Source organism: Silvimonas amylolytica, assembly GCF_014645555.1.
Classification (GTDB): Bacteria; Pseudomonadota; Gammaproteobacteria; order Burkholderiales; family Chitinibacteraceae; genus Silvimonas; species Silvimonas amylolytica.
Genome location: NZ_BMLY01000001.1, coordinates 402,503 through 427,674, shown reverse-complemented (window position 1 = coordinate 427,674; position 25,172 = coordinate 402,503). Strand labels below are relative to the sequence as shown.

21 protein-coding genes are annotated in these 25,172 nt (G+C 57.4%); 16 read left to right on the top strand and 5 right to left on the bottom strand.

All coding sequences use genetic code 11. The features are described from left to right. Positions 1-121: 121 nt before the first annotated feature. From IEX44_RS01910 to IEX44_RS01855, 12 genes are all read left to right on the top strand, one after another. The gene (locus tag IEX44_RS01910; protein ID WP_229678685.1) at positions 122-670 is read left to right on the top strand and encodes a hypothetical protein; all 549 of its coding nucleotides are present in this window, start codon (positions 122-124) and stop codon (positions 668-670) included. After that, positions 667-1,449 (top strand): tRNA pseudouridine(38-40) synthase TruA, encoded by a 783-nt coding sequence (gene truA / locus IEX44_RS01905; protein WP_188688153.1) that lies wholly within the window; start codon positions 667-669, stop codon positions 1,447-1,449. The genes IEX44_RS01910 and truA overlap by 4 nt, the downstream gene beginning before the upstream one ends. 70 nt (positions 1,450-1,519) lie before the next feature. After that, the gene (locus tag IEX44_RS01900) at positions 1,520-2,143 is read left to right on the top strand and encodes a phosphoribosylanthranilate isomerase (protein WP_188688151.1); all 624 of its coding nucleotides are present in this window, start codon (positions 1,520-1,522) and stop codon (positions 2,141-2,143) included. Next, positions 2,140-3,351 (top strand): tryptophan synthase subunit beta, encoded by a 1,212-nt coding sequence (gene trpB / locus IEX44_RS01895; RefSeq protein WP_188688149.1) that lies wholly within the window; start codon positions 2,140-2,142, stop codon positions 3,349-3,351. Before IEX44_RS01900 ends, trpB begins: the two co-directional genes overlap by 4 nt. Positions 3,352-3,445: 94 nt before the next feature. Beyond that, on the top strand, positions 3,446-4,249 hold the full coding sequence (trpA, locus tag IEX44_RS01890) for a tryptophan synthase subunit alpha (protein ID WP_188688147.1): 804 nt from the start codon (positions 3,446-3,448) through the stop codon (positions 4,247-4,249). A 16-nt stretch (positions 4,250-4,265) separates the two neighbouring features. Further along, entirely contained in the window at positions 4,266-5,141 is an 876-nt protein-coding gene (gene accD / locus IEX44_RS01885) for an acetyl-CoA carboxylase, carboxyltransferase subunit beta (RefSeq protein ID WP_188688145.1), read from the top strand. 6 nt (positions 5,142-5,147) lie between these two features. Next, positions 5,148-6,437, top strand: coding sequence for a bifunctional tetrahydrofolate synthase/dihydrofolate synthase (gene folC / locus IEX44_RS01880; protein ID WP_188688144.1), 1,290 nt, complete (start codon positions 5,148-5,150; stop codon positions 6,435-6,437). Continuing rightward, complete coding sequence (locus IEX44_RS21140) at positions 6,418-7,260, top strand: SPOR domain-containing protein (RefSeq protein WP_188688142.1); 843 nt, start codon at positions 6,418-6,420, stop codon at positions 7,258-7,260. The genes folC and IEX44_RS21140 overlap by 20 nt, the downstream gene beginning before the upstream one ends. 60 nt (positions 7,261-7,320) lie before the next feature. Beyond that, the gene (locus IEX44_RS01870; RefSeq protein WP_188688140.1) at positions 7,321-7,812 is read left to right on the top strand and encodes a CvpA family protein; all 492 of its coding nucleotides are present in this window, start codon (positions 7,321-7,323) and stop codon (positions 7,810-7,812) included. Between the two features lie 67 nt (positions 7,813-7,879). Next, the gene (gene purF, locus IEX44_RS01865) at positions 7,880-9,412 is read left to right on the top strand and encodes an amidophosphoribosyltransferase (RefSeq protein WP_188688138.1); all 1,533 of its coding nucleotides are present in this window, start codon (positions 7,880-7,882) and stop codon (positions 9,410-9,412) included. A gap of 121 nt (positions 9,413-9,533) precedes the next feature. Then, complete coding sequence (locus IEX44_RS01860; protein WP_188688136.1) at positions 9,534-10,718, top strand: O-succinylhomoserine sulfhydrylase; 1,185 nt, start codon at positions 9,534-9,536, stop codon at positions 10,716-10,718. Between the two features lie 188 nt (positions 10,719-10,906). Beyond that, complete coding sequence (locus tag IEX44_RS01855; protein WP_308423780.1) at positions 10,907-11,236, top strand: DMT family transporter; 330 nt, start codon at positions 10,907-10,909, stop codon at positions 11,234-11,236. An 18-nt stretch (positions 11,237-11,254) separates the two neighbouring features. Here the strand turns inward: IEX44_RS01855 and ppk2 are convergent, their stop codons facing one another. Next, complete coding sequence (gene ppk2 / locus IEX44_RS01850; RefSeq protein ID WP_188688135.1) at positions 11,255-12,070, bottom strand: polyphosphate kinase 2; 816 nt, start codon at positions 12,068-12,070, stop codon at positions 11,255-11,257. A 14-nt stretch (positions 12,071-12,084) separates the two neighbouring features. Continuing rightward, entirely contained in the window at positions 12,085-13,845 is a 1,761-nt protein-coding gene (locus tag IEX44_RS01845; RefSeq protein ID WP_188688133.1) for a SulP family inorganic anion transporter, read from the bottom strand. 246 nt (positions 13,846-14,091) lie between these two features. Between IEX44_RS01845 and IEX44_RS01840 the strand changes: the two genes are divergently transcribed. The 4 genes from IEX44_RS01840 to nirD all read left to right on the top strand — a co-directional run bounded on the left by IEX44_RS01840 (position 14,092) and on the right by nirD (position 19,616). After that, positions 14,092-16,161 carry a carbon starvation CstA family protein gene (locus IEX44_RS01840; RefSeq protein ID WP_188688131.1) on the top strand — a complete coding sequence of 690 codons (2,070 nt, stop codon included), beginning with the start codon at positions 14,092-14,094 and terminating at the stop codon, positions 16,159-16,161. Next, positions 16,154-16,519 (top strand): YbdD/YjiX family protein, encoded by a 366-nt coding sequence (locus IEX44_RS21135; protein WP_188688129.1) that lies wholly within the window; start codon positions 16,154-16,156, stop codon positions 16,517-16,519. The genes IEX44_RS01840 and IEX44_RS21135 overlap by 8 nt, the downstream gene beginning before the upstream one ends. A gap of 347 nt (positions 16,520-16,866) precedes the next feature. After that, positions 16,867-19,284 carry a nitrite reductase large subunit NirB gene (gene nirB / locus IEX44_RS01830; protein ID WP_188688127.1) on the top strand — a complete coding sequence of 806 codons (2,418 nt, stop codon included), beginning with the start codon at positions 16,867-16,869 and terminating at the stop codon, positions 19,282-19,284. A 14-nt stretch (positions 19,285-19,298) separates the two neighbouring features. Continuing rightward, a complete protein-coding gene (nirD, locus tag IEX44_RS01825; RefSeq protein WP_188688125.1) occupies positions 19,299-19,616 on the top strand; it encodes a nitrite reductase small subunit NirD in 318 nt (105 codons plus the stop codon). A gap of 63 nt (positions 19,617-19,679) precedes the next feature. On the opposite strand, the gene IEX44_RS01820 is transcribed toward nirD, so the two are convergent. From IEX44_RS01820 to IEX44_RS01810, 3 genes are all read right to left on the bottom strand, one after another. Further along, positions 19,680-21,566, bottom strand: a complete 1,887-nt coding sequence (locus IEX44_RS01820; RefSeq protein ID WP_188688123.1) for an MFS transporter — start codon at positions 21,564-21,566, stop codon at positions 19,680-19,682. A 107-nt stretch (positions 21,567-21,673) separates the two neighbouring features. Further along, positions 21,674-23,713 carry a methyl-accepting chemotaxis protein gene (locus IEX44_RS01815; RefSeq protein WP_188688121.1) on the bottom strand — a complete coding sequence of 680 codons (2,040 nt, stop codon included), beginning with the start codon at positions 23,711-23,713 and terminating at the stop codon, positions 21,674-21,676. 187 nt (positions 23,714-23,900) lie between these two features. Then, positions 23,901-25,004: an anhydro-N-acetylmuramic acid kinase gene (locus IEX44_RS01810; protein ID WP_188688119.1), complete on the bottom strand. Its 1,104-nt coding sequence runs from the start codon at positions 25,002-25,004 to the stop codon at positions 23,901-23,903. Between the last annotated feature and the right edge of the window lie 168 nt (positions 25,005-25,172).

The window sequence follows — 25,172 nt, the reverse complement described above, 5'->3', positions numbered from 1 at the left end:
TATCTGCCAAGGCAGTAGCGCGTACGGGCGGGGTGGCTGATTGCATCCCGCCAACGCGATACTGTGCTGGATCTGGGTGGCGTGCTGGTTGCAAATGTTGCAACCCACGCCACTTGTCATTGTGACCACCGTTCTGGTGCTGGTTACTTTCGCCATTGAAGCTGCGCGCATGACCCGTATGCTGCGGCGCATGCGCGTGCTGCTACTTGCGATTTTGCTGGTCTACGGCTGGTCCACACCCGGGTTGTACCTGTGGTCGGGCGGATTCTCGCCGACGCGGGAAGGGTTGTGGCTGGGGTTTTTGCAGGTGGTGCGACTGGTTGGCGTGCTAACCAGCTTGCAATGGTTGCTGCGGTCACTCGCTCGCGAGGCCATGTTTGGTGGCATTTATCTGCTGGCAGCACCGCTTGGGTTGCTGGGCGTAAACCGGCAGCGCTGGGCGTTGCGGATGACGCTAACGATGGATTTTGCCGAACGCTTGCTGGCTGAGCGTCAGGACTGGCGCGCGCTTTGGGCGCATATCTCGCAACCACTTGATCGCGCCTGGCTGGAACCGATGGATGTCACCTTGCAAATCCGGCCCCTCTCTGTGCCGCAGCGCGCACTGCTGATGCTGTTGTTGGTGCTCATCGTGCTAACCTTGGTATTTTTCCACCAGATTCTGCCGTGAAATACGCTCTTGCCATTGAATATGACGGCCGTGCCTTCGCTGGCTGGCAAATCCAGCCTGATCAACGCACGGTGCAAGGTGAGGTTGAGGCTGCGGTTTCGCGCATGGCGGGCCATGAGTTGCGTATCCACGCGGCAGGCCGCACTGACGCTGGTGTGCACGCGAGTGGCCAGATCGCCCACTTTGAAACTGACGTCAACCGACCTTTGACTGCCTGGGTGCGCGGAGTGAACAGCTTCTTGCCCGATGGCGTGGCTGTCCGCTGGGCTCAACCGGTGCCCGATTCGTTTCATTCGCGCTTTTCTGCCACAGCGCGGCATTATCGCTACATGTTGCTCAATCATCCGGTGCGGCCAGCCCTGTGGGCTGGTCGGGTAGGGTGGATACACAATCCGCTTGACCTGGACGCCTTCCGGCAGGCCGGTGAGTTGTTGCTGGGGACGCATGACTTTTCCAGCTTCCGTGCGGCGGAATGTCAGGCTAAAACGCCGGTCAAAACCCTGCGCAAGGTAGAATTGGCTCAGCATGGCACCTTGTTGACGGTTGATTTTTCGGCCGATGCTTTTTTGCATCACATGGTGCGCAATTTGATGGGTGCCTTGTTGCATGTGGCGAAAGGCAATGAGAAACCAGAATGGATTCTGGAAGCATTAAGCTGGCGTGACCGCAGTCTGGCACCGCCTACCTTTATGCCCGATGGCCTTTATCTGGCTGGGGTCAGCTACCCTGAAGAATACGGCCTTGCCAGTGAGCCCGATCCTCGTTACGGCCTGATCTGACAAAGTCATTCAGGCAACAAGTTGCAATGTCAGCGACAATCTACCGCGTGATGGACAGGAACCCCGCCGGATGAATCAGCAGGTAAGAATCAAGATTTGTGGTCTGCGTGATGCCGCAACCGCCCGTGCCGCCGCGCAAATGGGGGCAGATGCGATTGGACTGGTATTCTACGAGCCAAGTCCGCGCAACGTGTCCATAGAAGAAGCGCAGGCCGTTCTGGCGGCTTTGCCAGCGTTTGTGACCAGTGTGGGTTTGTTTGTCAATGCAGATCCGGATTGGCTGCGAGACCTGTTACGTGTATTGCCGCTGGATCTTTTGCAATTTCATGGTGATGAGTCGCCAGAGTACTGCCGCAGCTTTGGTAAACCATGGATCAAGGCAGTTCGCGTAAAACAGGACACAAATTTGTTAGAATATGCCGCGCAATTTCACGATGCGCGCGGTTTGCTGGTCGATGCCTTTGTCGAAGGCACCCCGGGGGGGACTGGCGAAGCGTTTGACTGGTCGTTGATTCCAAAGGATTTACCTCTGCCGCTTATTCTTTCTGGCGGGTTGAATCCGGTTAATGTGAGCGAGGCCGTGGCGGCCGTAGTGCCATGGGCCGTCGATGTGTCCAGTGGTGTTGAAAGCACCCGTGGCGTCAAAGACCTGAACAAGGTTGCACAATTCATCAAGGCAGCGAGACACGCATGAACGATTTTCTGCAGTATCAAGAACCCGATCTGAAAGGCCATTTTGGCCAGTTTGGCGGTTTGTACGTTGCCGAAACACTAATGCCCGCACTCGACGAATTGCGTGCCGAATACGAAAAAGCCAAGGTCGATCCGGCTTTCCAGGCTGAGTTCAATTACGAACTGGCACACTATGTAGGCCGCCCATCCCCGATTTACCACGCCAAGCGCTGGTCCGAAGCCCTGGGTGGTGCGCAGATTTACCTCAAGCGTGAAGACCTGAACCATACTGGCGCGCACAAGGTAAACAACACGATCGGCCAGGCTTTGCTGGCACGCCGCATGGGCAAAAAGCGCGTGATTGCTGAGACCGGTGCCGGTCAGCATGGCGTGGCGACGGCAACCGTTGCAGCCCGTTATGGCCTTGAATGCGTGGTTTACATGGGGGCTGAAGACGTCAAGCGTCAGTCTCCCAATGTGTTCCGCATGAAGCTGCTGGGGGCAACCGTTGTTGCCGTGGAGTCCGGCTCCAAAACCCTGAAAGACGCCATGAACGAAGCCATGCGCGACTGGGTGACCAACGTCGATTCTACCTATTACATCATCGGCACCTGCGCCGGCCCGCACCCATACCCGATGCTGGTCCGTGATTTCCAGTGCGTGATTGGTGAAGAAGCCAAGGTGCAAATGGATGAAATGCTGGGTCGCCAGCCTGATTACGTGGTCGCCTGCGTTGGCGGTGGCTCCAATGCTATTGGTATTTTCCACCCCTACATCAAGGTGCCGGATGTGCGCCTGATCGGTGTTGAAGCAGGTGGCGACGGCGTTGAAACCGGTCGTCATGCAGCGCCATTGACGGCCAATGTCGGTACCGGTGTGTTGCACGGCAACCGCATGTATCTGATGCAGGACGAAAATGGCCAGGTGGCTGATACCCACTCGATCTCTGCGGGTCTGGATTATCCTGGCGTTGGCCCGGAACACTGCTACCTGAAGGATATTCATCGCGCTGAATACGTGGCTGCCACAGACCAGCAAGCGATCGAGGCCTTCCACGAACTGAGCCGGTTTGAGGGTATTATCCCGGCGCTGGAGTCCAGTCATGCCTTGGCTCATGCCAAAAAACTGGCGCCGACGCTGCCTAAGGACAAAGTCATTCTGGTGAACTTGTCTGGTCGTGGCGATAAAGATATCCCGACGATGGCCCGCCTCGCAGGCATCGAACTGTAAGGGTCGCGCGAGCCCCTGTGGCTGCGACGACATGCGGCATTGGCTTTAACCGGCCGATGCCGCACAATCCTCCCAACTTTTATATTACAAAATCATGTCCCGAATCCAGACCACGCTTGGCGCACTCCAACAGCAAAACCGGCAGGCTTTGATTCCTTTCATCACTGCGGGCGATCCGCGCCCTGGCATCACCGTCGAACTGATGCACGCGCTGGTCAAGGGCGGGGCCGATATTATTGAACTCGGGGTACCGTTTTCTGACCCGATGGCGGATGGTCCGGTCATTCAGCGGGCCAGTGAGCGTGCCCTCAAGCACAATGTGAGCTTGCGCAACGTGCTGGAAATGGTGGCCGAGTTTCGCAAAATCGACGACAAAACGCCGGTTGTGCTGATGGGCTATGCCAATCCGGTTGAGCGCTGGGGCTATGAATCTTTCGCCGCAGCCGCGCATGCAGCTGGCGTTGACGGTGTGCTGACGGTAGACATGCCGCCCGAAGAAGCCGAAGATCTGGCCCGCATTTTCAAGGCCAATCAGATTGATCCAATTTTCCTGCTGGCCCCGACCACACCGGTTTCGCGCATTCAGGCGGTAGAACGGTTGGCCAGCGGCTACGCTTATTATGTTTCGCTCAAGGGCGTGACCGGTGCGTCACACCTTGATGTTTCCAACGTGGCCGAACGGGTTGCTGTGATCAAACAGCACCTGACCGTGCCTGTTGGCGTGGGTTTTGGTATCCGCGATGCAGAAACCGCCCGCAGCATGGCAAAATTTGCCGATGCCGTGGTGATTGGTTCGCGTCTCGTCCAGGAAGTGGAAGCGGGTGAGGAAGGCCTGGCTGAACGCCTGACCACGTTCCTTTCCGGCATCCGTGCCGCCATTGATACCGCCCGCGCCTGAGTAAGGAGTAATACCCATGAGTTGGCTGCAAAAACTGCTTCCGCCAAAGATCAACAAACCGCGTGAACCGGGCAAGTCGGCCGTGCCGGAAGGCTTGTGGCACAAGTGTTCCGCCTGTGGCGCTGTGCTGTATCGCACCGACCTTGAAAAGAACCTCGACGTTTGCCCCAAGTGCAACTTTCATAATCCGGTATCGGCCCGTCGTCGCCTTGATTTGCTGCTGGATCCGGAAGGTCGTTTCGAGATCGGCGCAGAGGTTCAGCCTGTCGATCCGCTCAAGTTCAAAGCCATCAAGCGTTATGGTGACCAACTGGTCGCCGCACGGGAGAGCACCGGCGAAGACGATGCGCTCGTGGTGATGCAAGGCTCGATCCTGACTGTACCGCTCGTGGTCGCTGCATTTGAATACAAGTTCATTGGCGGCTCCATGGGTTCCGTGGTGGGTGAGCGTTTTGTACGCGGCGTGCGCACCGCAATCGAGAACAAGCTGCCGTTTGTATGTGTATCTGCTTCGGGCGGCGCCCGTATGCAGGAAGGTCTGAACTCGTTGATGCAGATGGCCAAGACCAGCGCCATCCTGACTCGATTGTCGGAAGAGGGCCTGCCATTCATTTCGCTGCTGACTGACCCGACAATGGGTGGCGTATCGGCATCGTTTGCTTTCCTGGGTGATGCCGTGCTGGCTGAGCCAGGTGCCTTGATCGGCTTTGCCGGTCCGCGCGTGATTGAGCAAACCGTGCGCGAAACGCTGCCGGAAGGCTTCCAGCGTTCAGAGTTCCTGCTGCAAAAGGGCGCCATCGACATGATCGTTGATCGCCGCGAATTGCGTCAGAAAATTGCCTCGCTGGTGACGCTGTTCTCGCGCCAGCCCGCCGTGACCCAGGTGAATTGATCGTTAATGCCGCTTTTTGATGCCGATACTCTGGCCGATTGGTTGCAACACCTTGAGGGGTTGCATCCGTCGGCCATCGACATGGGCCTTGCACGCGTTGCAGCAGTCCGCGATGCATTGGGCCTGACGCCTTCCTTCCCCGTTCTTACCGTTGCCGGTACCAATGGCAAGGGCTCGGTCTGCGCCATGCTTTCCAGCATGTTCCGTGCAGCCGGGTACAAGGTGGGCACGTATACCTCGCCGCACTTGCTTGAGTACAACGAGCGCGTTCGCATCAATATGCAACCGGCTGATGATGCAGAACTGGTCGCCAGTTTTCGCGCCATTGAAACTGCCCGCGGCGAGACCACGCTGACTTACTTCGAGTTCGGTACGCTGGCTGCCATGCGCCAGTTCATCGACGCAGGCGTTGATGTCGCGATCATGGAAGTTGGCCTCGGCGGGCGGCTGGATGCCGTCAATGTGTTCGATCCGGATGTCGCGGGCGTAGTCAGTATTGATCTGGATCACCAGTCTTATCTGGGCGATACCCGTGAGGCGATCGGTGCCGAAAAAGCCGGTATTTTCCGTGCGGGCAAGCCAGCGCTGTGCGCTGATCCAGATCCGCCGCAATCCGTGATTGACGTCGCCGCTCGAGTCGGCGCACCGCTGCAACTGGTTGGGCGTGATTTCGGCTTCATGAAAGAAGGTGAGGGTAATCAGTGGATGTTCTGGGGTGCCCAGGGCAAACATCATGCCTTGCCGATTCCCGCATTGCGTGGCTCCTACCAGATGGGTAATGCCACGCTGGCGATTGCGATGCTCGATGAAGTGCGCTCGCAACTGCCGGTTGGCATTGGCGATATCAAGCGCGGTTTGCTTGAAGTGGAATGGCCCGCACGTTGCCAGGTCTTGCCAGGCCGGCCGCAAACCGTGCTGGACGTTGCGCATAATCCGCACGCTGCACGTGCCTTGCGTCTGGCACTCGATCAAATGGGCTATGCCGCCAAAACCCACGCTGTATTCGGGGCCATGGGTGACAAGGATATTGGGGGTGTGGTCAGCGCACTGGCCGATCGTATTGATCACTGGTATCTGGCTGCGCCGCAATTGCCGCGCGCAGCCCCCGTGGAACAACTGCAAACCGCCGTTTTACAGACTGCACCGCAGGCACTCACTAGCGCATATGGCAGTGTCGAGCAAGCATGGAAAGCGGCCTGTGAGCAGGCTGCTGAAACTGATAGAATCCTGGTCTTTGGTTCCTTCTACACTGTCGCGGAAGTGATGGCTGCCCAGCATGGCAATGGCTCGAGATAACATCCCGGACGAACTCCAGCATCTGCGCAAACGCGCCCGTCGTCGACTTGTCGGCGCAGTAGCCCTGGTTCTGTTTTCGCTCACTGTCTTGTGGACAGTGCTTGATTCACAGCCACCGGCGAATCTGGCGGCGCAGCATCCAGTAGAGATCATTGCCAGCGCACCCAGTGCGGGCAATGCCTCTGCCGTGGCGCTGACCTCCACGGTGACGCCAGATGGCAGTGTGACAATGGCCTCTCAGCCCGATGGACTGACGCCTGCGGCAGTAACTGCAACGCCGGCCCCTGTCGTGGCTGCCAACGCCACGCCAGCGCCTGCGGTTGCACCCAGGTCCGCCGATGAAACTACGCATGCCCCGCAGTCATTGCCCGGCAAGCTGCAGCGTGTGCAAGGTGCTGATGCACCAGCCCCCACGCCCAAACCGCATGTCACGCCGACGCCTGCGCCCGAAAAGCTGGCGACTGCCAAGCCCAAAGCAGCTGACGTTAAGCCCACGCCCAAACCCAAGGCTACGCCCGATCCCGAAGCTATCCTGAACGGCACGGCGGACAGCGCTGCAGCTGCAGCGCCCGCAGGGGACAAAGCGGCTGACAATGCGCCGCGCCACTACGTGCAATTGGGTGCTTTTGGCAACGCCGACAAAGCACATGAAGTGGTAGGCAAACTCAAAGCGGCCGGTTTGCCGGCTTATGCTGAAAAAGTGACGACCTCCACAGGTACTCTGACCCGCGTACGAGTGGGGCCAGTCGTTTCCTCAGAAGCCTACAGCGTGGCCAAAAAGCTCAGTGCCATGGGCTATCAGGGTCAGGTGGTGAGCAAATAACCCCGACATGAGAACCATGAAACCCATGCGCGCCGAAGTCATGACGAGCGGGAGCAGACCGTGACCGGGTTCGATTACATCGTTCTCGGCATTCTGGGCTTATCCATTCTGCTTTCCGTCATGCGCGGGCTGGTGCAAGAGATCATGGCACTGGCCGGTTGGGCTATCTCGGCCTGGGTGGCCTTTCATTATTCGACCTTGACCACACCTTATATGCCACAGGCAGTTCCTTCTCCGGAATTGCGTTACCTGGCGGCGGTGGTTTTGCTGTTTTTTGCATCCTGGATTATTTGTTCATTGCTGCGTCTGACGCTGGCCCAGTTCCTCAAAGTGAGTGGCTTGCGGCCACTGGATCGTTTGCTGGGTGCAGTATTTGGCCTGGCACGTGGTTTTTTGTTCACGTTGATGATCGTGCTGATTGCCGGTCTGACTGACGTGCCCAGAAGCCCGCTCTGGCGCAATGCAATGTTCAGCCCGTTATTTGAGCAAGCTGCTGTGATGGCGTTGCCCTGGCTACCCCAGGATCTCGCCCGGCATATTCATTACGACTGAAGTCCGGTTAAAAGGACAGGTCGGTTAAACCTGGTAGTGGTTTTGCACGTTTCGAGAGGCATTCAGCATGTGTGGCATTCTGGGCATAGTCGCCAAAACTCCAGTCAACCAGCTCTTGTACGATGGCTTGCTGGTTCTGCAGCACCGCGGTCAGGACGCAGCGGGCATTGTCACCGCTGAAGACCAGCGGATGCATATGCACAAGGGCCAAGGCCTGGTACGCGATGTCTTCCGTACCCGCAATATGCGCTCGCTCTGGGGCAATACTGGCATTGGCCACGTGCGCTACCCGACGGCGGGCTCTGCATCCAGCCTCGCTGAATCCCAGCCTTTCTACGTGAACAGCCCGTTTGGTATCGTGCTGGCCCACAACGGCAACCTGACCAACGACGCCCAGCTCAAGGATGAGATGTATCGCACTGACCTGCGGCACATCAACACCAATTCTGATTCTGAAGCGCTGCTGAACGTGTTTGCACATGAACTGCAAAACCGTGCCCAGGGTTTCAAACTGAACGCTGATATCATTTTTGAAGCCGTTGCCGCTGTTCACAAACGTGTGAAGGGCGCTTATGCCGTTGTGGCGATCATCGCCGGCTACGGTCTGGTGGCATTCCGTGATCCGCATGGTATCCGCCCGCTGACCATTGGCGCGCACGAAACCGAAGAAGGCACCGAATACCTGGTTGCTTCGGAGTCGGTAGCGCTCGATACCCTGGGTTTCAAGCGTATGCGCGACATTGATCCGGGCGAGGCCGTTTACATCAGCTTTGCTGGCGAACTGCACAACCGTCAGTGCCACCCGAACCCGAATCTGGTGCCGTGTATTTTCGAGCACGTTTATTTCGCCCGTCCAGATAGCGTGATTGATGGTATTTCGGTATATGAAGCGCGCCTGAAGATGGGTGACTATCTGGCCGAACGTATACGCTCGACCATTCCTGATCTGGATATCGACGTGGTCATCCCGATTCCGGATACCAGCCGTGCCTCAGCGTTGCAGCTGGCCATCAAGCTGAATCTGCCGTATCGCGAAGGCTTCATCAAGAACCGTTATATCGGCCGAACCTTCATCATGCCTGGTCAGGCATCACGCAGAAAATCGGTACGCCAGAAACTCAACCCGATCGGCGTGGAGTTCGCCGGTCGCAGCGTGTTGCTGGTGGATGACTCCATCGTACGGGGTACGACATCTAAAGAAATTGTGCAAATGGCCCGTGAAGCGGGTGCGCGCAAGGTGTATCTGGCATCGGCTGCGCCGCCCGTGAAGTTCCCGCACGTTTACGGCATTGATATGCCGACCCGGGCCGAACTGATCGCCACTGACCGCACCGATGCACAGATTGCTGAAGAAGTTGGCGCCGATGCGGTGATCTACCAGGACCTGACTGATCTGATCTCTGCCTGTCGCGAAGCCAGTGGTGGCCGTATCCAGGAGTTTGAAACCTCTTGTTTTGACGGCAAATACATCACCGGTGACATCACCGATGACTACCTTGATCAGCTTGAAGCCAAGCGCTTGTCGCCGTTGTCGACCAAAACCAGTGATGGCGGTTTGCTCGACATGAATATTGGTGTGGCAGAGCAAAACCTGGTCTGAACCGGGCCGGCAAGATAACAAAAGGGGGGCTTTTAGCGCCCCTTTTGTGTCTGTGCGACATCTCAGGTTCAAGGCACAATCAAACAGATACGCATACACAAAAGATAGGTGAGGGCATTTCATGGCAGATCTTGATTACAGCAAATTGCACCCGGATACGCTGGCAGTGCGCGCCGGTACTGAACGCACGCATTTTGGCGAGCATTCAGATGCCATGTTCCTGACCTCCAGCTTTGTGGTGGGCAGTGCCGAAGAAGCCCAACTCAAGTTCACTGGCCAGGTGCCGGGCTTTATCTATTCCCGCTTTACCAACCCGACCGTCAGCGCGTTTGAAGAGCGCCTTGCAGCCATGGAAGGCGGCGAGAGCGCAGTGGCTACGGCGTCTGGCATGAGCGCAATCATGTCGCTGTGCCTGGCTCACCTGAAGGCCGGCGATCACATTGTGGCCTCCAGCGTGCTGTTTGGCTCGACCATGCAGTTCTTCAACAACTATATGAGCAAGTTTGGTGTTGAAGTCACGTACGCCTCACCGGTTGATATTGCTGAGTGGAAAGCGGCCGTTAAATCGAACACCAAGCTGTTCTTCCTGGAAACGCCATCCAACCCGCTGGTCGATGTGGCGGATATTCGTGCAGTGGCCGATGTTGCACACGCTGCCGGCGCGATCCTGGCCGTTGACAATTGTTTTTGCTCACCTGCGTTGCAACAACCCTTGAAGTTTGGGGCGGATATTGTCGTGCACTCGGCCACCAAGTACATCGATGGTCAGGGGCGCGTGCTGGGTGGTGCGGTCGTGGGCAGTAATGCCCTGATTGAGCCGGTGTATCTTTTCCTGCGTACAGCGGGGCCGACGCTATCCCCATTTAACGCCTGGGTGCTGTTGAAGGGCCTTGAAACACTCGGTATCCGCATGAAGGCTCATTCTGAAAATGCCATGAAGCTGGCAACCTGGCTCGAAGCGCACCCGAAAGTAGCCAAAGTCTATTACTCTGGGCTGAAGTCGCACCCGCAGCATGAACTGGCCGAGCGCCAGCAAACGGGCCATGGCGGCGTGGTGTCATTTGATGTGAAGGGTGGCAAAGATGTGGCCTGGCGCGTGATTGACCGTGTGGAACTGATGTCGCGCACCGCCAATCTGGGTGATGTGCGTACCACCATTAGTCATCCGGCCACGACCTCGCATGGGCGCCTGACGCCAGAAGCGCGCGCGCGTGCTGGCATTGGCGATGGCCTGATCCGTATTTCGGTGGGCCTGGAACATATTGGCGATCTGATCGCCGATCTGGAGCGCGGTTTCGCGGACTGATGTCTTTGGGGGACTGCAGGCTTGCGGCGGCAATATTTGCGCTGACGTAAACATCCAGCCCCGGCACACTTACTTTTTATCTGGCTGGCATAGAGCGGCGATCTCCAACGCATCGCCCGCAGCCCCTGCGGGGACGACCCCGTAGCGCAACATCACTGAGGACGGCCTCATTCTTTGAGGCCGTTTTCATGTCTTCTGCTGTTATTTCCTGGATTGCCCTTATTGTTGCCGGCCTGCTTGAGGTCGGTTGGGCCATCGCACTCAAATCTTCCGCCGGGTTCAGCCGGCTTGGGCCTTCGCTGGCCTTTGTCGTTTTGCTGCTGGGGAGTATGGGTTTGCTGGCCTATGCCATTCGTACCCTGCCACTGGGCACGGCCTACGCGTTGTGGACCGGGATCGGGGTTTTGGGGTCAGTGCTGTGTGGTGTCTTGCTCTGGGGCGAGCCACTTTCGTTGTTGCGAGCCATCTCGGTGATCTTGCTGCTGGCGGGGATGGTGGGGCTCAAGCTGACCGCCTGATCGCCCCACTCGCGGGTTTCAGTAGCGCAGGTCAACTTGCGGGCAAGTGATTTCCGCTTCTTTGTAGCCATCTGGTTTCTGGCGTTTGGGTAGCACAATCTTCTGCGCCGGTATTTTCTTGTACGGAATCTTCGACAGAATATGGTTGATGATATTGAGGCGTGTGCGCTTCTTGTCGTCAGAGTGGATCACATACCACGGCGCCCATTCGCTGCTGGATTTCTCGAACATCTCGTCCCGCGCCCTGGAATAGTCGTACCAGCGGCTGTACGACGCGACATCCATGGGTGAGAGTTTCCAGGTTTTGCGACCATCATCAATACGGTCTTTCAGGCGGCGCGTTTGTTCGTCCATGCTCACCTCCAGCCAGTATTTCAGCAAGATGATGTCGTCGTGCACCATGGCTTTTTCGATAATGGGTGCGCCATGCAAGAAGGCCTCGGTCTGTTCCGGTGTACAAAACCCCATCACGCGTTCAACGCCAGCACGGTTGTACCAGCTGCGATCAAAGATCACGATTTCGCCCGCTGCAGGCAGGTGTGGAATATACCGCTGCATATAGATCTGGCTTTTTTCCCGCTCGGTGGGCGCTGGTAAGGCGATCACCCGGAATACGCGCGGGCTCACTCGTTCTGTGAGTGCCTTGATCACACCGCCTTTACCGGCGCCATCGCGTCCTTCAAACAAAATGCAGACTTTGAGCCCTTTTTGTTTGACCCATTCCTGCAGGTGAACCAGTTCAATCTGCAAATCATGCAGGGCGCGTTCATATTCCTTGTTGCCCATTTTTTCTGACGTCGTCACGTCAGGCGTTTTTTTCTTGCTGCTGGACATATCGGCCTCTCGGTTCAGGTGCCCGCGTTGGGGGCAGGCGGGGAAGTGACGGGCATCTCGACGTCGGGATGAAGCTGACGCCAGGCCGCCAGTGCGGTGCGACGGGTATTGAAGAGTTTGTATTCACGCGGCCCGTGGAGTTCTACATGATGTGCATCAAGCCACTGCTCAATCAGGTAGCGGTGCCCGCAAAAGGCCAGATTGATGCCCTTTGCATGCAGCGTGTTGTCCAGCTCCATGATGGTCAGCGCGCCGGTTAAATCGACCATGCTGATCACGTGACTGTCGATCAACACCCAGTGCACCGTGCTGGTGGCCTCATCAATCAATTGTTCAATTCGCTGCCGGAAATAACCCGCGTTGAAGAAAATCAGGGGCGCTTCAAAGCGGTAGACAATCAAACCAGGCACGGGTTGCGCAGTGGGGTAGAACATGGCGCCGTGAAAGTCACCGTCGTCAGCCAGCCCCAGTACGTAATTGCTCGGCCGTGCAACCTGGCCAAGGAAACGCAGCAAGGCAATGGCAATGGCAAACAGAATGCCCGGCATGACGCCCACCACAAGCACGGCCAGAAAAGTGCCTAGCGCGATGGCAAACTCGGCCCGGCTCATGTGCCACAGATTGATGTAGGCACGCCAGTCCGTCAGCCCCCAGGAACTGAAAATAAGGATCACCGCCAATGCCGCAGTGGGCAGTGCGGCCATGGGTGTCGCAAACAACAGTAGAGCCAGCAAGATGGCGAGTGACGCAAACACCTGCGCCATGCGTGTGCGGCCGCCAGCGGCATCATTTACCGCAGTGCGGGAGTCCGCCCCGGTGACCGCAAATCCTTGCGACATCGCGGAGACAATATCCACTACGCCAAAGGCGATGAACTCTTGATTGCCATCGACCTGATAACCGTTCTTGGCCGCAAAGCTTCGCGCAGTCAGCATGCCGCTAGAGAAACTGATAAACGCCAGCAGCGCGGCGGAAGGAATAATGTCCCCCCAGTCTTCATGCGGCAGCGCCGGCCAGTGCAGACGGGGCACCGAGGAGGGGATATCGCCGATGGTGACGACTGCGCGTGCCTCTAATCCGAACAATACGCTGGCCAGCACGGCTGCCACCGCCACCACCAGAGCCACCGGTCCGTTCCGCCAGATTTTGCGCAAAACGGCGTACAGCACAATCAGTCCAGCTGAAACAACGACAGTTGGAATGTGGGCATCTGGTAATTGCCGGACAAAAGAAATGGCCTGTCCGACCACATCGCGCCCGATCAACGTCACGCCAGTGAGTTTGCCCAGTTGACCCACGATGATGGTGATCGCCACCCCGTTTAACAGCCCGGTCAGAATTGGCCTTGAGAGCAAATCGGCCAGAAACCCCAGCCGCAGTTTGCCGGCCAGCAAACAAAACAGCCCGGTAAAGAGCGTGAGCGAAATCGCCAGTGCGTGATAGCGCTCGGGATCACCCTGCGCCAGGGGGACCAGTGTCGCGGCGATCATCGCGCAAGTGGCCGCATCTGGCCCAACAATCAATTGGCGGGATGAACCAAATAACGCGTACGCAATCATGGGCAGAATAGCGCTATACAGGCCCACCACCGGGCTGAAGCCGGCCAATTGCGCGTAGGCAATGCAAACAGGCAAGGCCACCGTCGCCACCGACACACCGGCAATCAAATCAGCCCGCACATTGGCACGGGAATAGTGAAGCAATTCCGGCAAGCCGGGCGCCCAGCGTGCCAAAGACACGGTCAGCCGCGAAGCGCGGGAATACAGGCGGGACATGAATTCCTTGGTCTGAAGATGTGTCCGGCAACAGACTGCCGATTGTTATTTCATCATTATTGCAGCCGCTGACGAAATTGAAAGCCGATCACGAATAAGGGCAGCCTTCATTCATCCATCTATCAGGGTTGTAGAGGATGAAGAATGTAGTGGCTATTGATAAACTACATTACGCCATAAGCAATGAAGGCGTCATACGCTCTGCGCCGACTGCATTCGCCGGCAGAATATAAAAAGGGGACTTTCATGAGTCGTAGCAAGGAATGGTTAATCTGGATTGTGGTGGCAATCCTGGGTGCCATCGGTTTTGGCATGCTGGCTTTAAGCCGCGGAGAGCATGTCAACGCTGTATGGATGGTGACGGCAGCGGTCGCGTGCTATGCCATTGCCTATCGGTTCTACAGTCGGTTCATTGCGAACAAGGTGTTTGAACTTGATGACCGCCGTATGACGCCAGCCGAGCGTCGTAACGATGGTCTGGACTACGTCCCCACAAACAAGTGGGTGCTGTTTGGTCACCATTTTGCTGCCATTGCCGGCGCCGGGCCGCTGGTGGGGCCCATCCTGGCTGCGCAGATGGGCTATCTGCCTGGCACCCTCTGGATTCTGGTCGGCGTGATGCTGGCCGGTGCGGTGCAGGATTTTCTGGTTCTGTTTATTTCTACCCGCCGGGATGGTCGCTCTCTGGGCGAAATGGCCAAGCAAGAGCTCGGCCCGTTTGCGGGTGTGGTGGTTATGTTGGGCGCGCTGGGCGTGATGATCATCATTTTGTCGGCGCTGGCCCTCGTGGTGGTCAAAGCCCTGGCGGACAGCCCGTGGGGCGCCTTTACCATTGCGGCGACGATTCCCATCGCGCTGTTTATGGGCATTTACATGCGTTACATCCGGCCGGGCCGCATTGCAGAAATCTCGGTGATTGGCTTTGTACTGATGATGCTGGCGATTGTGTACGGTGGCGACATTGCCAAAGACCCAACCTGGGGCCCGATCTTCACGCTGACCGGCCCACAAATGACCTGGGCACTGGTCATCTATGGTTTTATTGCCTCGGTCCTGCCTGTGTGGTTGTTGCTGGCCCCGCGTGACTACCTGTCGACCTTCCTCAAAATCGGCGTGATTGTCGGCCTGGCCATCGGTATCGTGTTTGCTGCGCCAGAGTTGAAAATGCCGGCAGTCTCCAGGTTTATCGATGGTTCGGGCCCCGTCTTTGCCGGCAGCTTGTTCCCGTTCCTGTTTATCACCATTGCATGTGGGTCGATCTCTGGCTTTCATGCGCTGGTGGCGTCTGGCACGACGCCCAAGCTGGTTGAGCGCGAAAGCCATATGCGCATGATTGGCTATGGCGCCATGCTGATGGAATCTTTCGTCGCCATCATGGCGCTGATCTGCGCCAGCGTGATTGATCCGGGCGTGTACTTTGCAATGAATTCGCCAGCGGCGCTGATCGGCAAGACGGTAGTTGAGGCCTCTACTGTGATCAACAGCTGGGGTTTCACGATTACGCCCGACACCTTGTCTACCATTGCGCAGGAAGTAGGTGAGAAGTCCATTCTGTCCCGCGCGGGAGGCGCACCCACGTTTGCCGTCGGGATGGCGCACATCATTTCAGAGATCTTCAACAGCCGTGCGCTTATGGCGTTCTGGTACCACTTTGCCATCCTGTTTGAAGCGCTATTCATTCTGACCGCGGTTGATGCCGGTACGCGTGCTTGCCGCTTTATGGTGCAGGATCTCGCTGGCGTGGCGATCCCGGGCCTTGGCAAGAGCCGGTCGTGGATTGGCAACCTGATCGGGACCACGGTGGCTGTGGCCGGGTGGGGTTACTTTGTGTACCAAGGCGTGGTCGATCCGTTGGGCGGCATCAACACCTTGTGGCCGTTGTTCGGCATCGGCAACCAGATGCTGGCGTCCATGGCACTGATTCTGGGTACGGTCGTGCTCTTTAAAATGAAAAAAGAGCGCTACGCCTGGGTCACCATTCTGCCAACGGCCTGGTTGTTCATTACATCGATGGCGGCGGGCTGGGAAAAAATCTTCAGCGCCAATCCCAAGATCGGTTTCCTTGCGGTGGCCAACAAATTCAACGCTGCGGCCGCGCAGGGCACTTTGATTGCGCCGGCCAAAACCGTCGAAGACATGCAACGGATTGCCTTCAACAACCAGATCAATGCTGCGTTGTGCGGGTTCTTCATGCTGGTTGCGGTGGTCATGCTGATCTCTGCATTCCTCAACATTCGCAAGGCACTGGCATCGCGGCAACCGACCGCGCGCGAAGCAGATGCCCAATGGCGCGGGGAGGCCGCCAGCCATGCTTGATCTATCCAGCTTTACCGGGCGCCATGCCAGCCCGCCGCAACACCCGGATGATGCCTACGCGCGTTATGTGGACGAACACGCCGTGCATCATCAAGCCGGCATGCCCATGAGCCAGAGCATGTTTGAACGTTACAGCCTGGGTTCAGACTGGCTGGCCGGGCTGAAAGATGCTGCCAAAAAGGTGGTGCAAACCTGCCGCTTGATGGTGGGGGTGCATGACTATGAGTACTACTTGCAGCACATGCGTGAAAAACATCCAGACGCGCAACCGATGAGCCGCGAGGACTTTTACCGGTATTGCCTGGAAGCCCGTTATCCCAGTGCAGATCGTCCTGGTGGCGGTAAATGCCCTTGTTAATGAGGGAGTGAAGGTGTCTGCACAAAGCCGGCTTGAATGCCGGCTTTTTATTGGTCTCGTTGGTCTGAATCGCCGCCGGTAAGGCATGTGAATTTTGCGGATACCTGCATCAATTCAATGTATTGAAGTAGAAAGCACGGCAGGTGCAATAGTCCATCAGCATTAATTTTCCGCACGCACACCTGGTAGTTTTTCGCATTTATACAAAATGCATATTTTCCTGATAACGCATTGATTTAGATCAAACCATTAAGCCAGCCTATTTACCTCGTCCGCGCGCAGCAGATTGCCCAACATAGTGCCTGATCAAATAGAAACCGCCGGCGCGCGCCGGCCTGGAGCAACCCATGCGCAAGCAACGATTGGTACTGATTGGCAATGGCATGGCTGGTGTGCGTACGCTGGAAGAAATCCTGCGCCACGACCCGCAACGCTATGACATCACCATCATTGGCGATGAACCCTGTGGCAACTACAACCGCATTCAGCTTTCCCCCGTACTGGCTGGCGAACAAACACTGTCAGACATCATCCTGAATAGTGAAGACTGGTACGACGCCAATGGTATCCGCTTGATCAAGGGCATCGCGGCGACCGGCATCGACCGGGTCCAGCGTACTGTCAGTCTCGCCACCGGCGAGGCCGTCGCCTATGACAAGCTGATCATCGCGACTGGCTCGCGTCCTTTCATGCTGCCAATCCCGGGCGCGCAACTGGATGGTGTATTGGGCTTCAGGGACATCAAAGACACGACCGCAATGATTGAGGCCTCTGCCAGATATCAGCATGCGGTCGTGATTGGTGGCGGCTTGCTGGGGCTGGAAGCGGCGCATGGGCTCAAGCAGCGCGGCATGACGGTCAGCGTGGTTCATCTCGGGGAGTGGCTGTTGAATCGCCAGCTGGATGAACAAGCCGGACACATGCTGGAACAGGCCATGTGCGATCACGGCCTTGCGTTGTATCTGGGCCAGACTGCCAGCCGGCTCGTGGGCGACCAGCGCGTGACGGGTGTCGAACTGGGTGACGGTACGGTATTGCCGGCTGATCTGGTGATCATGGCTGCCGGCATAGTCCCCAATGACGGATTGGCCCGCGCGGCCGGGCTGAAAGTACAGCAGGGCATTGTGGTGGATGACACCCTCAAAACCAGTGACCCGTTTATCTACGCTGTGGGCGAGTGCGTGAGCCATCGTGGCATCAGTTATGGCCTTGTGGCCCCGTTGTTCGAGATGGGTAAGGTACTGGCCAACCAATTGGCCGGCTGTGGCAAGCAGCGGTACGCCGGCACCACTACGTCCACCAAGCTCAAAGTGACCGGCATCGACCTTTTTTCAGCGGGTGACTTTATGGGCGGCGCAGATTACGACCAGATTGTCGTGTCTGACCCCAAGGGCGGAGTCTACAAAAAACTGGTCCTCAAGGATGACGTGCTGGTCGGTGCCTGCCTGTACGGTGATACGGGCGAGGGTGCCTGGTACTACCAATTGCTGCGTGAAGGCCGCAACGTGGCCGATATGCGCCGCGACTTGCTGTCCGGCCCGCGTGAAGTCGGCGACGCCGGTACCGCAGGGGCCAACCGCGCCGGGGCGCTGCCGATGGACGCGGAAGTCTGCGGCTGCAATGGCGTGAGCAAAGGTACCATCGTCAAGGCAATTACCGAACATGGCCTGTTTACGGTGGATGAGGTCAAAAAGCACACTCGCGCTGGCGCGTCGTGTGGTTCTTGTACTGGGCTGGTCGAACAGATTCTGATGAGCACCGTGGGCAGTTCTTTCCAGGCTGCACCCAAACAAAAACCGCTGTGTGATTGCACGACGCATACCCATGCCGAAGTGCGCGAAGCCATCCGCAACCAGCACTTGACCTCAATGGATCAGGTGATGCGAAAGTTGCAATGGCGCACCGCAGACGGTTGCCCGACGTGTCGCCCGGCGCTCAACTACTACCTGATTTCCACTTGGCCTGGCGAAGCCAAAGACGACCCGCAATCGCGTCTCGTCAACGAGCGCATGCACGCCAATATCCAGAAAGACTCTACCTTCAGCGTGATCCCGCGCATGTGGGGTGGTGTGACCAGCCCGGCGGAACTGCGTCGCATTGCTGATGTGGCAGAGAAGTACGAAGTACGCATGGTCAAGGTGACTGGCGGCCAGCGGCTGGACTTGCTGGGCGTGAAGGGGAGTGATTTGCCCGCAATCTGGAAAGACCTGGAAATGCCAAGTGGTATGGGCTACTCCAAGGGGCTGCGAACGGTGAAAACCTGCGTTGGCAAACAGTTCTGCCGCTTTGGCACACAAGACTCCACCGGCATGGGGATTGAGCTAGAAAAAGCGCTGGACCGCATGTGGGCGCCGCACAAGGTCAAGCTGGCCGTTTCGGGTTGTCCGCGCAACTGTGCCGAAGCCGGGATCAAGGATGTCGGGATCATTGCTGTGGATAGCGGCTGGGAACTCTATATCGGCGGCAATGGCGGCATCAAAACCGAAGTGGCCGAGTTCCTGATCAAAGTGAAAACCGCGACTGAAGTCATGGAGTACAGCGGTGCCTTCTTGCAGTTGTACCGTGAAGAAGCACATTACCTTGAACGCACCGTGCACTTCATGCAACGCGTTGGTCTGGATTACATCAAGGAACGGGTGCTGGAAGACGACACCGGCCGCAAGGCATTGTGGGCCCGCTTGCAGCAATCCCTGGCGCTGGAGCCCGATCCATGGCGCGCACGTGATGGTGTTGATGCTGATCAATTTGCCGCATTGCCAGCTTGAGCAAGGAGAAACCAATGAAACAATTCCAGAAAATCTGCGCCTTGCATGAGATCCCGTCGCAAGGCGCGCGCGTGGTCAATACAGATCGCCAGTCGCAAGCCATTGCCTTGTTCCGGACTGCAGACGACAAAGTGTATGCACTGGATGATCACTGCCCGCACAAAGGCGGCGCGTTATCTCATGGCCTCGTATTCGGTGGCGCGGTGGCCTGTCCGCTGCATAACTTCAAGGTTGATCTGGCAACAGGTGGCGCCATGGCACCGGAGCAGGGCCAGGTGCCGTGTCATACCGTGGAAGTACGGGATGGAGAAGTGTGGCTGGCTGTGAGTTGAGTCAGTTTGAGATAAAAAAACGGGCCTGTCGGCCCGTTTTTTTATCTGCAAGGGTAGCGAGTGTTACTGCCACTCCCCACGCAGCTTGCGAACTTCGTCCTCCAGGCGCTTGCGGGTGACTTCTTCCGGCGCTATCGGGGTGCCAACGATGAAGCCGATTTTCGAGAACGCGCGGCGCGGCATTTTCATCATGGCGGCGCCATCTTTGCGGCTGAAAAAACTGCCCCACAAGCCTTGTAGCGCCATAGGGATCACCGGAACCGGCGTACGGCGAATGATCTCGTCAATGCCCGGCCGGAAAGTCTGGATTTCGCCATCACGGGTGATGCCGCCCTCGGGGAAAATGCACAGCACTTCGCCTTCAGCCAGATACTGCGCAGCACGATCGAAGGCTTTGGTTTTCAGGGTCGGGTCTTCTTTGGCCGGGGCGATGGGAATTGCGCCAGCGGTTTTGAAGATGAAATTCAGCAGTGGAATCTTGAAAATGCGATGGTCCATGATGAAGCGCACCGGGCGGCGTACGGCGCCGGCCAGGATCAGCGCATCCATAAAACTGACGTGATTACACACCAGCACCACCGGGCCTTCGTCCGGAATGTTCTGCACACCTTGCGAGCGCACGCGGTACAAGAGGTGGGTCATGATCCACACTAGGAAGCGCATCAGGAATTCGGGAATCAGAGAGTAGATGTACAGCGCGACCACTACGTTCAAGAGTGCCACTGTCAGCAGCAATCCAGGCACGGACATCCCGAACTTGATCAGCAAAATACCCATGACGGAGGCGACCACCATGAACAGCGAGTTCAGGATGTTGTTGGCTGCAATGGCACGAGACACAAATGTCTTGTCGGCACGGGTCTGGATCAGCGCATACAGGGGCACTGTGTAAAAGCCGCCAAATACACCTAACAGCGCCAGATCAAGCATCACGCGCCAATGGCTGTGATTGCTGATAAACGTGCTCACATCAAATGGACCGACCGGCATGTTTTGCAAGGCAAAGTAAAGATCAATGCCAAACAGCGACAGGCCGATGGAGCCAAACGGCACCAGGCCTAGTTCAACGCGGTGTCCGGAGAGTTTTTCGCACAGCACAGAGCCTACGCCGATGCCCACAGAGAACAGCGTAATCAGCAAGGTGTAGACCGTCGGATCACCATGCAGGATTTCGCTGGCCATCACCGGCAGATAGATCAAATAGATCGAGCCCAGAAACCAGAACCAGGAGAGGCCGAGCAAGCTATTGAACACGGTCTTGTTGCCACGCGCCTGGCCAATGATCTTGAACGTCTGGCCCAGCACATTCCAGGAGATCTTCAGATCAGGCGCCGGGGCCGGGGCGGCAGGCATTCTGCGACTGGACAACCAGCCCAGAATTGCCACGCCGAGGCAGGCGTAGATGATGAGTGTTTCGCCATGTGGCTGATGTTGCACGATCAGCGTACCGGCAATCTGACCCAACAAGATCGCAACAAACGTACCCCCTTCGATCAGGCCATTGCCGCCCATGAGTTCATGGGGCTGCAGATATTGCGGCAAGACAGAGTACTTGAGCGGGCCGAACAGGGTGGAGTGCACGCCCATCATGAAGAGACAGGCCATCAATATACCGGCATTGTGGGCCCAGAAACCGTAGCCAGCCGCCAGCATGATGAGAATTTCGAGTTGCTTGACGCGCTGCGCCAGCATGGCCTTGTCAAATTTTTCAGCCAGTTGCCCGGAAATGGCTGAAAACAGGAAAAACGGCAGGATAAACACACCAGCGGCGGCGCTGACCAGTGTCTTGGCATCGAGTCCAGACAGCGATAGCCCATGAAACACCACCATGACCAACATGGCATTCTTGAACAGGTTGTCGTTGAATGCCCCGAAAAACTGCGTAATAAACAGCGGCAAAAAACGGCGGCTTCCGAACAGGGCAAACTGGCTGTGTTGTTGTTGCGACATGGCGCTCTCCAGGCTGGTCCGGCCGTAGTCTACCGGAATGCCTGCATTCTGAGAGAAGCCGCCCGTTGGGTCGTGGTAAAAAAGTCCGACGGTAAACTTGCGCGGCTTTACATCTGAAACTGCGCCAGCTTGCTGCGCAGCGTCTGGGCTTGTTGACGCAACTGACGGGCTGCAGCCCGGTTGGTTTCGACCAGCGAGGCATTGCTTTGCGCTGTTTGTGCGACAGATTCGACATTCTGTGCCAGCGCTGCGCTGGCGGAAGACTGCTCCCGCGTGGCGTGGGCAATGTCGTTGACAATACCTGCGGTCCGCTCGGTGTGTTCCGAGATGGTGGTCAGCGCATTCCCGGTTTCACCAGCCAGTTCAACGCCGCTCTTCATTTGCTCCGATACCGCGACGATTTCATTGGCGACGGCATGGGTATCGCTGACCATGGCGTTGATCAGTGAGCTGATTTCTTGCGTGGCGTTACCCGTGCGCTCGGCCAGTTTGCGCACTTCATCGGCGACTACCGCAAAACCACGGCCTTGTTCGCCGGCGCGGGCGGCTTCAATCGCGGCGTTCAGGGCCAGCAGGTTGGTTTGGTCCGCAATCTCCCGGATCACCCGCACGATGCCCGAAATCTCGGTAGAGCGCTCGCCCAGCCCGGCGATGCGTTCAGCGGCCACGCGGGAGGCATCAGAGAGTGTGTGCATTTGTTCTTCCATGCGTCCGACAACGGTGGTGCCAGCGTGCGAGGAGCCTTGCGCATCGCGCGCGGTGCTGGCGGCATCGTTGGCATGATCAGCAATATGCGTGATGCTGACGGTGATTTCTTCCACTGTCGCCGCCATGCTGGAGGCCGATTCACTCTGCTGCCGGCTGTCTGTGGCGATACGGGTAATGGCGTTATCAAACTCCCCGGTGGCCTGATCAACCTCGCTGGCTGTATGGCTTACATCGTGCATCAACCCTTGCAGCGATTGTGCGGCCTGGTTGAACTCTGCACTGATCCGGTCCATCTCGTTCTCACTCTTGCCAGCATGAGCAATGGCAATGCGTGCAGTCAGGTCCCCCTGGCCAAAGCGCTCAATGGCCTGCACCACCAGCGCCAGGGGCCCCAGTTGGCGTTTCAGCCCGATGTACAGCAGCCCCAGTGTAATCAGTGCCAACGCCAGGCACATGATGATCAGCCGATTGCGCAATTGGGTACTGTGGCCGGTAAATTCTTCGGTATAGCTGCCGCTGGCGACAATCCAGTTCCAGTCCGGAATCAACGCAAAGGCGGCCATCTTGTCTTCTACCGATCCACCGTGCGCCGGATTGGCGAGGGTGTAATGCACCAGACCTTCCTTATCGGCGATCATTTTCTGGTACATGTCGTTGTGCTGACCGCCGTTGGTTTCCGTGACCAGCTTGCCTTCGTATTTGGGGTGAATGACAAAGCGGGCAATGCCGTCATCCCCGGTCGGGACGACGGCGTAAACGTAACCGGTCTCACCAATTTTCAGACTGCTGAGCATTTGTTTGAGCGTGGCGATTTCCGGCGTCAGGTCAGTACGCGTTTGTACCCAGCCGGCAATCTGGCCTGCGCTGTTTTTGATCGGGCTGGCGTTGGTCATGTAGTAATGGCCATTGCGAATGACCATGCCGACAAAGTTGTCGCCGGCGCTGATCGTTTTGGCGATTGGATCATCACTCTTGATCACGGAGCCGAGCATGGACTTACCGGATGGGTCCTTGAGCAGCGTATTGACGCGCACAAATGCGCCAGCGTCGTTTTTGGCAACGATGGCGGGTTCAGCGCCCGTGTGTTCCTTGAACTGGGTCAAGAGGGCGATGTCGGCATCCAGCACTTTGTCACCGGATTTGACGACAGGCAGCCCAGCCTCGGTTTTGTCGCCGGTGACCACCATGTCGGTGCCTAACTGCCGTTCAAACTGATCCAGCAGGCCTTTGCTCCGATTCTGCGCATCGCGATAAGCCAACTGGAACATGTCTTTCACCAGAACCAGTTGCGTGTTGAGGTTGCTCTCGGCAATGGAGCGCGCTGTTTGCTGTACGCTGATGCTGGTAAAGATCACCAGGCTGCCGAAAACCACCAGGCACACCAGGGTGCCAAGTATCAGGAACTGGGTCACCAGCGGGCGACGTTGAATGGAGATCATGCGCAGAGCCTCCTTGGTGTGCCCGTTGCAGGCACACTTTTTTCTGTTTGATTCAGTTCACTATATATCGGCTCGGCAAAAACCCAATTGGCATCAACACGTATTTGCAGGCGACAGAAAGAAAAACGGCAGGGCTTGCGCCACTACCGTTGATGTTTGAGCGTTGATGACCGATAGAGCCACCGGATCAAGCTGGCCAGATGGCGCCCAGAACCCGCGTGCCATGTGCGCCCGTGACGCCTGGCAAATTACCTGGCATGCGGTGTTCACAACGCCAGGCGAGCCATGCAAAGGCATACGCCTCGACCCAATCCGGATCAACGCCAAGTGCCGCGGTGGTCATGACTTGCTGGCCGGGGAGCCATTGTTGTAGCTGGCTCTGCAAATGGGCGTTGTGCGCGCCACCGCCGCACAAATACACCGCCCTGGCCTGCGGCGCATGCAGACGGATGGCGTCTGCGATGGTTCTGGCCGTCAGGGTGTTGAGTGTGGCCTGCACGTTAACCGGTTCGCGGCGTGCGTTCCCCAAGTGCTTTTGCAGCCATTCGCCGTGAAACAAATCGCGCCCGGTTGATTTGGGCGGCAACAGGGCAAAGTAAGGTTCGGAGAGCATGGCTTGCAGCAAGTCGGCCTGCAAATGGCCTTGCGCAGCCCACGCACCACCGGTGTCGTAGTGCTCACCTTTATGCTGGAGCATCCAGAGATCCATCAGCACATTGCCGGGGCCGGTATCAAAGCCCGTGACTTCGCCATCTGCGGCCAGAATAGTGATATTGGCAATGCCGCCAATATTGGCCACGACGCAGGGTTCGCCGGTGTGGCCAAAAATGGCCTGATGGAAGGCCGGGACCAGCGGTGCGCCCTGGCCACCCGCTGCGACGTCACGACTACGGAAGTCGCCAATGACGGCAATGCCGGTCAGTTCGGCAAGACGCGCATTGTTCCCCAGTTGCACTGTGTAACCAAGTTCTGGCCTGTGGCGCACGGTTTGCCCGTGGTTGCCAATGGCGCGGATATTGCCGGCAGCCAGGTCAGATTCCACCAGCAAGCGCGCAACGGCTTCTGCATACAGATCTGCCAGCGCGTTACTGGCCAGTTGCGCAAGATGCAATTCATCGGGCGACTGGCTTTGTAGCTGCATCAATTGCGCGCGCAAGGGGCCAGGCAGAGGGAGCGATAGTGCTGCGGCCAAGTGTGGTTTTTCGCCTGCAAAATCAACCAGCGCGGCGTCAACACCGTCCAGGCTGGTGCCGGTCATCAAGCCAATGTAGTACTCGGGAGTCTGGGTCATGAGCGGTGTGCTTCAAAAGCCGGGAAAAACGGCGGGAATCTGTAAATGCGTAATGGTTTATTTTTGCGCTAAAATCACGCCTTTGCCGAATTTCCCGGCAGGCGTCGCAGCCACAGCGTAGCAAAGCCGCCTGCCTGTGCCAATCAACCGGTTTTTCCGGACAGCAGA